Source organism: Acinetobacter sp. SW-226 (assembly GCF_055632855.1).
On the sequence record NZ_JBVNBD010000007.1, the window covers coordinates 1 to 11240 of the forward strand.

Below are 11240 nucleotides of genomic sequence, written 5' to 3' on the forward strand. Positions count from 1 at the left end.
AAAAAGACATTAAATGTGGTTTAAGGTAATTTAAACTGCATTTAATGTCATGTTTTTGAGCTTTTCATGAAAAAATCCTCCGATCATTTCGTGATGTTTGGGGTTGAAGAATTACTCCAACAAGTCGGTCAAAATATTAAAACCGCTCGAATCCGCAGGAATATCACGATAAAAGAACTGGCAAACCGGAGTCATGTTGATGAGCGCACCATCAGCCGGTTAGAAAAAGGTGATAGCAGTATTAATTTTAAGAATCTGGTGACCGTGTTAATGATCTTAGGGCTTGAGGACTCGGTGTACGATCTTGCTGATCCAAATCAGGATCAAGTAGGCAAAGCACTAGAATTACAAAAACAGCCTAAGCGTGTACGGAAAATGGATCAACTGAGCGATGATTTCTAAGTATTAGCCATTGGGCAGGAAAAACCGGCTCCAGAAGCCTCTTTTCTCAGGTTCTACGTCCATAACTTCTGGCACAGGAATGCGCTTATTCTCTGTTGGCTCTGGAGTAGTCAATCCATCATGTTTCGGTTTAGTTTCGGATCGAAGATCCGTTGCTATATCTTGGTTAGGTTTCTGATCGGTAAACGTAGTCATATTGGTTTTTGGGGCTTCTAGTAGACGCTGCATTGCCTCAATTTGTTCATCCTTAACGTGTAACTGATCATTCTTAGCTTTTAATTCATCTCGTTGAAACTTCTCACGCTCATGAGCTTGTTCAAGCTGTTTTTGAAGCATGTGAACCTGCTGTTCAAGTAAGTGAACTTCTGACAACTTTCGTGTTTCGGTTGTCTGTGAACTGTTCACATGTTTAGATGGTTCACCAAAGACACGAATGGCTTCAGAAAAATCAATTTTACCATCACTATTCTTGCTTAAATTGCCTTTATTTATTTGTTTATAGACTGCTTGACGAGTCATTCCATAGAGACTTGAAAGCTCAATAACAGATAGTGATTTCATGTTGTCATTTGGGTTGTCTATTATGTGAACCAAGATACATCAAGAAATTGTCAACCGCTACATACACACTCAAGCTTTATCCTTTGAAACCTAAATTTCTAAGATGAGGAGTAAATTGCTTTTGCTGTATTGGATCTCTCAGCATTTCTTTGATTTTTGCAGCCAGAGCATCATAACTTTCTCCTTGAGTGGCTAAATGAGAGAGTTCATGTAGACGAGAAAGTTGATTGCCAAACATATTGATTTGAGCATCTGTTAATTTATAAAACTTCTCTGGCTCACTGTGATGGTTAATGCTTTTGGATTTTTCTTTAAATGAAAACTGAATATGAGTGACTTTACGACCAGTTTTCTTCTGCTCATACTTTACGTTTAAAGGGCTGTATTCATTGATTTGGTCTACAGCCGTGTCAATGACCCATCTTTTTAAATCAGCGAACAGAGGGTATCTTTTGCCGAGTTCTAGCATGGTTCGTAAATTCTCGACAGAGATCTCACGTTTTCCTATGGATCGATATTGGCTTAATAGCTCGTAAATACGTATAGCGTACGCACTACTCATACCAGCTATATCGGATAAGGAATATTTAGTAAATTCACGACTTAAATTAGAAATGAACGGTAAAATTTCTTTAGAGAATCTTAGACCAACAACACTTTTACTTTCTAGAAATCGTATAGATTGAACCCATCGCATTTTTATTGATTCATCGTCAATAGCTAGGTTTATCGACCTCTCGTATAAACGGTTAACACCATCTTTTAGATCTCGATAAGCTGTTTTTTCATGTACACCTAAATTTTTTAAATCATCAACGGTAACTCGATAAATTTCATCATCTGTAATTTCAGCATCCCTACTAATTTTACTGATAGCTGCTAAAACTATACGTTGTTCTGTTGAGCTTAACTGGTATGAAGCTTCAATTACTTGATTTGATTTAACGATTAACTCTTTTTTAGATAAGCTCATTAGTTATACTTTTTAAATAAATTATGAGAACTATAATATTCTCATAGTTGGTAGTCAATCCCTCATAGTTAAGTAGTCAATCCCTCATAGTTAAGTAGTCAATCCCTCATAGTTGGTAGTCAATCCCTCATAGTTAATCTTTAAAACCCTTGCTATATAAGGTATTCAGCTACCTTAAAAGATTTAAAAGATTTAAAAATAATTAAAAAGGCATTTGAAAAATTGCCCTTGGTTTTCGCTACGCTCAAACTCTATTGAATCTCGCTTTCGCTCGATTCGTCGGGGCAATTTTTTGGTCAATATTCCCGTGAATTTGAGAAAAAGCAAAAGCAAGATCAAAAGCAACTCGGAATTCGCTTCGCTCATAAAGTTTTTTTGCTCGCTACGCTCGATCTAGGCTCAATTTTCTACATGTGATTTACGCTTATTTAGGCTGTGAAGCCTAAAAAGCTGTTTTTCAGGGAGTCTAGGTGCGAATTTTGGTGGTTCGCTCGTAGACACTCGCTCTATAAATGCCTTTTAGCGGCTTAAAATGGCGTTTTTTAGCCCGATTACAAAGCTACGTGATGAAATGATGGTTTTTGTTATGAAATGGCTTAAATCGCAAATCAGAGCGAAATAGACACTCACCTCGTTTCGCTACTTTGCCGTAACCGAGGGAGCTATATCTCACTATCGTAGAGTTCACGTTGTTTATCGAATAGAGATGAGTAGGCAAATACTCATGTCATCCTCACAATACGTCGTTTTTTATATAAAAAATGGAAAAAACTCACAGTATGCCTGCTCACATCAATTTTTCTAAATTGCAAATATTCCCTGAGTTAGCAAGAAAACTATCAAACAGATTGGTGATTAACAGGACTGTTGAAATATCACATCATGTTTTTTCATTGAAATTTGCTTAGTCCTGATTTAGATCGGGAGACCAATCCCGATCGATCAGAACACAATGGCGACCAAACCATTTTTAGCTATGTTTTCGCTTTTTTAGATAACAACATAAAACCGACTCAAACTTTCGGAAACACATCTACATCAAGGATGCAGATTTTAAGACTCCCTTTACCTAATCGCACTGCCAATGCAACTAGAGTTCGCCTTGTGTTTTAGCAGTCAACAACCTGCCACGATTTCACCGTAAACGGCTTATACGCCCTAATCATCGTCTCTCCCTCTCCATGCCTTGCCGTAACAACTCAATGTCTAACAGCATGGAGATTCCCAAGTTATTTCTAACGATCTTAGCGATTAGAACGCCAATGCCCTTTTGTCTATCGATACTTCCGGTTTCCCCTCACCGCGGTTCCTTGGAATCACGAGGATATGATCTAAAGACAAAATCTGAGCGTATGGCTCTTAATCTACACGTGTCTGGGGTTTATGCTTCCCCATGTATACTGTTTAAGCTATCCGTTGACCCTTCTTGCTTGATGTAATCTTACTCAAAGGTGCCGCTGCTTCCAGATTTCTCCTCAGCTAGCCTGTAACATTGCTGTTACCTCAAACGCCATCAGTTGTGCCAATGAGCTGCGCACCCCTTGTATTTCTACAAGTGCATTTGCCGCAACACATTGCCGTTATTAACGAATCTTAACGTCCTGTCGGATTCTCACGGTAATCGTTAAAACAGGGTTTCGATGCAAGCATCTAGCTAGGCTATATCTAACCTAACGACCACTTCCCCGACTGAAAAACAGTCAGTTTATAGGCTCCCGTGTCCTTGTCGCCCAACCCCGTTTGCACGGATTGGATCGAAAACGAGTATTACAACTCGCTAGCGCCCATCAGATCGTACCGAACGCCCCTTCGGGAGTAGTACGCTCAATCGGTCAGTCGGGGATGGCTAATCCGCGACCGTGCGCTATCTAAAAAAACATGGCTTTAAGCAGGCTGTCGCCTGCTCAAAATCGTAAAAACGAAATGGTCAGGCAGTTGGTCAGACTGCTTTCAGTCAATGAATATCCCGACTATAAACCAAACAAAAAGAGGCGTAAATTCCGTCACCTAGGAACCACTTAATTGCACAATGACAAATTGTGTCAATTAAGTCCGACCAATGCCGAAGGCATTGGTAAACGTGGCTTTGCCACTACAAGCCTTATAAAATAAGGCTTTCATTGAAAATAAATATTGCTTGATGACAATGAAGTTTTTAGAATATTGTTTAATGACAATTTTATAAATATTGCTTGGTGACAATAAAATGATTCATTACAGCCCGAATAGCAGATATACCGCCCAAAAAATTGTAGATAAGGTATCGAATGGTGCGTATTTTTATAGTCACTTTTCTGTTGAAAGTGATGAGATGCTATTGGCAGATAAGATTCAGAATATTATTCAAAAATTAACTCAAAAATATGCTTTGGATTTAAGTCCCCGACAAAGAACTTATCGTTTAAACAGCAAAAATGAACCTATTGCAGATTTGATTGTGCAAAAGCGATTTGATCTGGACACTTGGGATTTCTGGTTGCTTGTGACTACTCCGAAAAGTCATGAATACAATGCGCTTAAAGAAGATGGAGAGTTAAAGAAAATTGCGAAGCAGCGTGTCTCGGAAGTTGAAACAACGTGGAATCGTGAAGAAGAACGAGCGCAGGTTGCTTTAATTCAGGCGTATTTTCAAGATCATGAGAAATTCAAATTTGTACTGCAAAAGCCATTTTTAAAACTGGCATTTGGGCAAGGAAAATTTGTGGAACTGGTGCGTTTATCTCACTCCAGTAAAAAGTCAAAAACCTATGCAGCGACTGAAAAAAGTGCCAAAAATTACACATGGACATGGCGATACGATGAGCCAACCGTTCAATTGCTTAAGAAGAAATATGTTGGAATCATGAATACCCTGATTTCTAACAAGGATAAGAGTGTTGGGATGAATGCGCTGAAAGACTTCTATGATGATCTCAAGCGTTATTCGGTCTTCAAGGGCAATCGCCATCAGATCGGGAAGTTATTCGTGGAGGCGGTAAGTTATCATTATAAAAAAACCAAACATGATTTTAGGAAAGCCGACTATTACGTTGCGCTTGAACTCAATTACCTTCCCCGAATGCAAAACTATGCGGATCATTTCACTCAGTATATTTTGATGCGGAGAGTACATGAGTTTGCAGATGTGGTTTTGAATAAGGATGCTGTTCATCCAGATACCTACAATGATCTTCTTAACGAGTATCTTGTTTGAGGCACTTACCCTTAGATCGTAAATAAAGCACAGATGGTTAAGATCAAAGGCAGTGCTGCACTCGCCATAAACCTTTGGGTTTTTGTGTTTAAATCCACTGTGTATTTTTTTGAATATTGCTTATATTTCAGGGTGAAGTACAGGCTTGAAACAAAGCACGCGATGAGGAAACTCAGCATTAACGCCATGCGATAAAGGTCAATACTGAGGTCCGTGCCTGCGGTAAATTTCTGGAATTGGTAGTAGTTGCTGCCCATGAGGAAAATTAGGCATAACAGTCCTAGCCCCATGGCGTTGTATTCCGGTTTTTTGTTGTGATCTCGGTATAAAAACTTAGTGATGAGCATGCTTAAAGCAAGGAAAAGTGGGATCAGAATGACCGTGAAGCCGATTAATAAATTACTGAATAGCCATGATTTAAGGTCTGGATTGTTTCGAAATTGGTAAATATTCAGAAATGGGAAAAACACCACGGGAAAGAAGTACATATAGGACAGCTTAGACGAGTCCATATTTTTAATTTTCATCATGAGGGATCAGGGTCCGAGCTGTCGTTAGGCTGATTCTAGCGGTTGTTTTGGCATGTCATGTTTTCTATTGTGTTATAATCGCATTCAAATGTAACACATTGGAGTTAAAGCCATGACAGAAGCGACTTTCACATTCCGCGTAGAGGAATCTTTGAAGAAAGAATTTTCGAGTTTTGCGAAGGATATGGACCGTAGCGGAGCGCAATTACTGCGTGACTTCATGCGTGATTTTGTGAAGAAGCAACAAGAAGCTGCATCTTATGATGAGTGGTTTAAGAAGCAGGTCCAGATCGGCTTAGATGAAGCCAATGCTGGTAAGTTAATTCCACATGAGGAAGTAAAGGCAGAGTTTGCTGCTAGACGTGCTGCAACATTGGCAAAACTGGCTGCAAAGAATGAAGATTGAATGGACGGAAACAGCTCGTCAGGATCGTAGAAATATCTATGATTATCTTGATGAGCATAACCCTATAGCAGCTATTGAAATTGATGATTTAATTGAAGAAAAAACTGATTTACTTGTTGATCATGTGTTGATGGGGCGAAGCGGTCGAGAGAAAGGCACACGAGAGTTAGTGCTTCATCCGCACTATGTTGTGGTGTATGACGTTAAAGACACGGTTCGTATTTTAAGAGTTTTGCATACATCGCAGCAGTGGGGGTAACTGACATAGACATCAAAATATCAAACTGTCTGCTAATAAAATAGCAAATATATATATTCTAAAAGAGGGTCTTTTTATTTGGGACTTACAACTGAATTTCAGGTAAACATAAGTTTAGTTGATGAAGTTTATACCTTTAAAATTATTGTAATATAAGGAAATTTTTTATTAAAAACTTACTATGTCTTTAGTAGATGCTATCAGTTCCCCTAGATTAAATACATATAAAACAAGCTTTAACTGTAATTTCGATAATGATGCGCTTAAGTATTACTATTGGAATCAGGCTATCTCAGCAGAAATATATGTATTACTTCATAATATTGAAATCTGTTTACGTAATAGAATACATACAGCTTTAAGCTTAAATATTTCTGAATTAAATAATGATACTCTTTCAGATAACTACAAATGGTATGAATTTTTTGATTTCAACGTACCAGATAAAGATGATCCAACAAAAATGGTTCTAGGTGAAACAGGAAAAGTTGTAGCATCTGCGAAAAGAAAGTTAAGTCAAAAAAGAATGAGAAAAACACCTCAGAATGTGATATCGAATATTGATTTTGGTGCTTGGCGACATATTTTTCAAATTTCTCATTGTAAAAATGGGGAAGTAATAGAATGGGATAAAATTAATCCAAAGATATTTGTGCATTACGGTGATATTAGAAATAGAGAAAAGCGTAAAGTTGTAATGGATCGCTTACGTGAAATTGGCTTACTGAGGAACAGAGTGGCGCATTTAGAACCTGTATGGAAATTCAAAGAAAGGAAAATTGGTAATAGAGTAATTGCAGAACCATCTTCTCCAACACAAATATTTTCTAATCTGAATCAAGAAATTGCCGCAACGGTTAGATTTCTGGGTTGGTTGTGTACGGATACTTATAGTTTTTATATAAAAACAAAATCTTATAAAAATTTGCAAAAATTAATTCAGCATCAAACAATACAGGATTTTGGTCTTTAAAAAGGAAGAGCCACTCATAAGAGTGGCTCTAAAATCTATGCTGACAGACACCACTTAATACGCGCTTGGGAATTAAGCTTGCATGAAAAAACATGCAGGTTCTGAAAGGCTACATATCTAGTATATATGAATAGATGCTAAAGTAAAGTTTAGTTTACAGTTTATAAAAAAGCCCGACATCCTGTTGGGCTTTTCGTATTGGGTGTTTAGGTATAACACTTGTCGGATCTCACGTCCTGATGTAGCGATTAAACCTATAGTTAAGATTCTCCATCTATTATTTAATATAGTTTTCTTCACATTTAATTAAAAACAATAAATTAGATGCTGTTAAGTGAAGTGCATAACTAGCTAAATATTCTGGAACTTCTTTTACTTCAGTACCTTGCCCATGTCCACCTTCTTTATTTCGAATGGTAGCTGCTCCAGTTTCGAGTAATGTACTTATTGAGCAAAATTGGGTTTGAAGGTATTGAGGAATTAAATGATTAGTTAGGCAATTATTAATAAGCTTTTTAGAGTTATCATTTTTATTAAAGTTCCAAGAATGCTTCTTATGGATAGCTTTCATGACACTTTCAAATGCTTTTAGACATTCATTGAGGCATTCCTTATATCGTTGATGTCTATAATGTTCGTGAGCAGCTAGAAATTCAGCAGATGAACCTTGATAGTCTTTATCTTTTCCAAGAAGTTGTAAGGCTGGTTTGACTACTTCAGAATGAATAAATTGTGAATCAACTTTAATTAGCTCACCTTGTTCAAACTGATACCCAACACCAGCTTCTTTAAATCTTATATTTAATTCATCAATTGCACTATCTGGTTCTTGTGAAGAGCAATAGTCATCTGGAGAATCCCTAATAATAATGTGTATAGCCTGAAAACATATTTCAATAATATCTAGGCAATGTTCATAATTTTTTTCGTTTAAGAAAAAATTGAAAAGTGCATCACTATCACTATCATATTTATTTCCAAGAGAAAATTGTCCATATTCTTTGCAGAATATTTTATGGATTTCCTTATAAAGTTCTTGAACTGATGGCTCATGTTTGTCGCCAAAAGAATCTTCTATTATTTGAATGACTTGTACACGTAGCTTATTTGAAATTTCGTTATATTGATAAACGTCGGTTACTTCTCCCCGTAATTTTTTTTGTCTTTTTGAAAACAGTTCAATTGCGCTCAATTTATATATCTCGATTTATGTAATAGCTCATATTGTAATAGCATTTTGTTAGAATTTTTAAAATTAACATAATGGTACTTATACGAAACACACTTTAAAATATCATTGTTTTTCATATAGTTGAAAAATTAACCAACCTAAAAAACCGATTTATAAATAAATCGGTTTTTTATTAAGCAAAGCTGTAACTTTTAGCCAATAAGATTGATTAAAAACATTCTTTTTTGCGTTTTTTCCTGATTTCTCAAGGGTCACAATTCAGAAATAATCCCCAATTTCTGCGGACAACTCTTGGGATAAAATAGGCCAACTTTGTAAGCTAAAACTTACACAGATTTAAGGATTTTGCGGATTGGTAATTCAAGGCATTAATCCTATGATGACTATATAGGGAATAGGATGTTTCCAGAAAAACAAGAATAAAAAAAGTAGCGCAAGGAATGGGCAGCACGAAATCAGCAAGACGAGCAACCCGATATGAAAAAGCCCGACAGGATGTCGGGCTTTTTTATTGCCTTATGATTTTAATTTCACTTTGACTCTACAAGATTTAATGCTATGGTATATATCAATGATATACATCTTGGTTTCGGGAGGTAATTATGGAAATTGCGAAAGTATTTCAAACTGGTCGCAGTCAGGCTGTTCGCTTGCCTAAAGCCTTTCGCTTTAATGGCACGGAAGTGGCCATCAAAAGCTTTGGGCGTGGTGTATTACTCATGCCCATCGACAATCCTTGGGATGTCATGTTAGAAGCCATAAATGAGTTTGAGGTTGGATTCCAATTGGAGCGAGCTGATCAAGGCGAACAGTTCCGTGAGGAGTTCAGATGATTTACCTCTTAGACACAAATATTTGTATCTATGTCATCAACAATAAGCCTCAACACGTTTTTGAGCGCTTTAAGCAATATCAACTCGGCCAGCTTGCGATTTCGAGTATCACGGCATCTGAGCTGGCTTTCGGTGTAGAGAAGTCTGGATCTGAACGCAATAAACAGGCGTTAAACAAGTTTTTGTCACCTTTAGAGATTCTTCCTTACGATGAACAAGCAATTTGGCATTACGCCAAATTACGCCAAGATCTTCAATCCACAGGTAAACCGATTGGCAGCTTAGATATGCTGATCGCTGCTCATGCTTTGGCATTGGATGTTGTATTAGTAACGAACAATACAAAAGAATTTGAACGGATTGATGGTCTGAAGCTAGAGAATTGGGTCTAATCGCTATATCTAGCCCTATGCAGGGCTAGAATTTGCATAAGAGATTTTATGTTAAATGGCCATTTTAACTATGAAACTAATTTAATTTTATACAAGCTGAGTCGTATCAACTTGGACTATAAGTTGAGTATTCAAATAAACATGCGAAAAATTCTTTTAGAAAATTAGGCTTAGCTTATTTATAGATGAAATTAAAACAGACATACACATAGTTACTTTTTTATGGCAACTTAATAAAGCGTTAATTAAAAAATAATGTATATTTTTCTATACAAGAATTTTTAATATCTAACATAATCTTAGCCCGAGCTGTATAATCATTTCCTCTTAATATTTTAACTTTTATTGGATCAGCTTGAAGTTTGTTAAGTGCTTCTAGGTAATCATCTTTAAGTTGTGATGAGGAATATTCTTCATTTTCAAAATTTTTTAATAGACTTGAGTCAAGATTAAACCACTGCTTAGCCCTATTATAGGCAATATCTATTTTTTTTCTATTATAAATAACATCGTCGATAAACTGGTTTTGAAGATGACAAATGTTATTTACTCTTTTATTTACATATTCTTCTTTTTCTTTCAGTAACTTTTCTTTCTGTAATTCTTTAGCTTTAAGCTCGTTAGTCTTTCCTTCACACCCTGCTAGTTGGTAATTTACATCATCATTCAGATATACAATTTTATCATTACTTTTTGCATAGAAACTTTGAAACCCAGTATAACCACCATAAGAGTTTTTAGCATTAACCTGCCCACATACACTTTTCCTTCCTTCTGTATTGATAACAACTTTGATATTACGAAATTGTGCAGATTCGGGATCTTTAAGCAGATCTTTTACATTTTTTTTTGTTTGATCCACCAAATTAGTGTTATCAGCAAAACCAGAAGTACTAGCTATAGTTGTTAATAATAAAATTAATGTAGAAGAAATTTTTTTCATTATGTTAGATAACATGTGATTAATAAAATCTTGATGATATAGTAAATTGCTGAGGTAGTTCAAGAATTAAATCACAATATTCATTTTACTAAAGTAACTAAATTCCGTGATTTTAGATAAAGTGAAGCCTTCAGGAGTTTTGATTTTTTTAATAAAAAACTGATGATGATAAATTGATTTTATATAAATAAGTTGAGTATTAAAAATAAACGTGCGAAAAATTCTTTTAGAAAATTAGGCTTAGCTTGTTTATATATGAAATTAAAACAGACTTACACATGGTTACTTTTTTATGGCAACTTAGGAGTTTTTATGAGCCAAATAGCAGAAAATGAAGATACTCACTATAAAGTGAAAATAGAGTTATTTGAAACAAATCATAACTATTTAGCAGCAATTATGCTAAATCAGGCCAAAATGGCAAAAGAAGAAGATATAGGACATAAATTTAGATGGATTATTCCAGCAATGTCGTTTGCAGTATTTAATATTGAATCGATTTGCAATTTGTATGGAAGTCAATTAGTTAAAAATTGGGAATTACTGGAAAGTTCTAGTTTTTTAGGAAAAGTTTCTTTAGTCA

12 protein-coding genes and 1 pseudogene are annotated in these 11240 nt (G+C 35.9%); 8 read left to right on the top strand and 5 right to left on the bottom strand.

The annotated features are described in order from the left end of the window. The first annotated feature begins 66 nt into the window (after positions 1 to 66). A complete protein-coding gene (locus ACZ8ZH_RS20050) occupies positions 67 to 402 on the top strand; it encodes a helix-turn-helix domain-containing protein (protein ID WP_176538627.1) in 336 nt (111 codons plus the stop codon). A gap of 3 nt (positions 403 to 405) precedes the next feature. Here ACZ8ZH_RS20050 and ACZ8ZH_RS20055 read toward each other — a convergent pair whose 3' ends face one another. After that, positions 406 to 963 (bottom strand): plasmid replication DNA-binding protein, encoded by a 558-nt coding sequence (locus ACZ8ZH_RS20055; protein WP_176538628.1) that lies wholly within the window; start codon positions 961 to 963, stop codon positions 406 to 408. 76 nt (positions 964 to 1039) lie between these two features. Then, positions 1040 to 1936, bottom strand: a complete 897-nt coding sequence (gene repM, locus ACZ8ZH_RS20060) for a replication initiation protein RepM (protein ID WP_176538629.1) — start codon at positions 1934 to 1936, stop codon at positions 1040 to 1042. Between the two features lie 2206 nt (positions 1937 to 4142). Between repM and ACZ8ZH_RS20065 the strand changes: the two genes are divergently transcribed. Next, positions 4143 to 5129, top strand: coding sequence for a hypothetical protein (locus ACZ8ZH_RS20065; protein ID WP_176538630.1), 987 nt, complete (start codon positions 4143 to 4145; stop codon positions 5127 to 5129). 11 nt (positions 5130 to 5140) lie between these two features. Here the strand turns inward: ACZ8ZH_RS20065 and ACZ8ZH_RS20070 are convergent, their stop codons facing one another. Then, a complete protein-coding gene (locus ACZ8ZH_RS20070) occupies positions 5141 to 5659 on the bottom strand; it encodes a hypothetical protein (protein ID WP_176538631.1) in 519 nt (172 codons plus the stop codon). 112 nt (positions 5660 to 5771) lie between these two features. Between ACZ8ZH_RS20070 and ACZ8ZH_RS20075 the strand changes: the two genes are divergently transcribed. From ACZ8ZH_RS20075 to ACZ8ZH_RS20085, 3 genes are all read left to right on the top strand, one after another. Continuing rightward, complete coding sequence (locus ACZ8ZH_RS20075; RefSeq protein WP_176538632.1) at positions 5772 to 6065, top strand: CopG family ribbon-helix-helix protein; 294 nt, start codon at positions 5772 to 5774, stop codon at positions 6063 to 6065. Next, positions 6055 to 6324 (top strand): type II toxin-antitoxin system RelE/ParE family toxin, encoded by a 270-nt coding sequence (locus tag ACZ8ZH_RS20080; protein ID WP_176538633.1) that lies wholly within the window; start codon positions 6055 to 6057, stop codon positions 6322 to 6324. The genes ACZ8ZH_RS20075 and ACZ8ZH_RS20080 overlap by 11 nt, the downstream gene beginning before the upstream one ends. 181 nt (positions 6325 to 6505) lie before the next feature. Beyond that, on the top strand, positions 6506 to 7297 hold the full coding sequence (locus ACZ8ZH_RS20085) for an Abi family protein (RefSeq protein ID WP_218015318.1): 792 nt from the start codon (positions 6506 to 6508) through the stop codon (positions 7295 to 7297). A gap of 277 nt (positions 7298 to 7574) precedes the next feature. Here the strand turns inward: ACZ8ZH_RS20085 and ACZ8ZH_RS20090 are convergent, their stop codons facing one another. Next, entirely contained in the window at positions 7575 to 8489 is a 915-nt protein-coding gene (locus ACZ8ZH_RS20090) for an STM4504/CBY_0614 family protein (protein ID WP_176538623.1), read from the bottom strand. A 602-nt stretch (positions 8490 to 9091) separates the two neighbouring features. Here ACZ8ZH_RS20090 and ACZ8ZH_RS20095 point away from each other — a divergent pair. Continuing rightward, a complete protein-coding gene (locus ACZ8ZH_RS20095; protein ID WP_106440603.1) occupies positions 9092 to 9322 on the top strand; it encodes an antitoxin in 231 nt (76 codons plus the stop codon). Continuing rightward, the gene (vapC, locus tag ACZ8ZH_RS20100) at positions 9319 to 9714 is read left to right on the top strand and encodes a type II toxin-antitoxin system tRNA(fMet)-specific endonuclease VapC (RefSeq protein WP_012268403.1); all 396 of its coding nucleotides are present in this window, start codon (positions 9319 to 9321) and stop codon (positions 9712 to 9714) included. Before ACZ8ZH_RS20095 ends, vapC begins: the two co-directional genes overlap by 4 nt. A 241-nt stretch (positions 9715 to 9955) precedes the next feature. Here the strand turns inward: vapC and ACZ8ZH_RS20105 are convergent, their stop codons facing one another. Then, positions 9956 to 10657 carry a hypothetical protein gene (locus ACZ8ZH_RS20105; protein ID WP_176538624.1) on the bottom strand — a complete coding sequence of 234 codons (702 nt, stop codon included), beginning with the start codon at positions 10655 to 10657 and terminating at the stop codon, positions 9956 to 9958. 312 nt (positions 10658 to 10969) lie between these two features. Here ACZ8ZH_RS20105 and ACZ8ZH_RS20110 point away from each other — a divergent pair. Further along, positions 10970 to 11240, top strand: a pseudogene (locus ACZ8ZH_RS20110) (hypothetical protein); the annotation flags it as partial.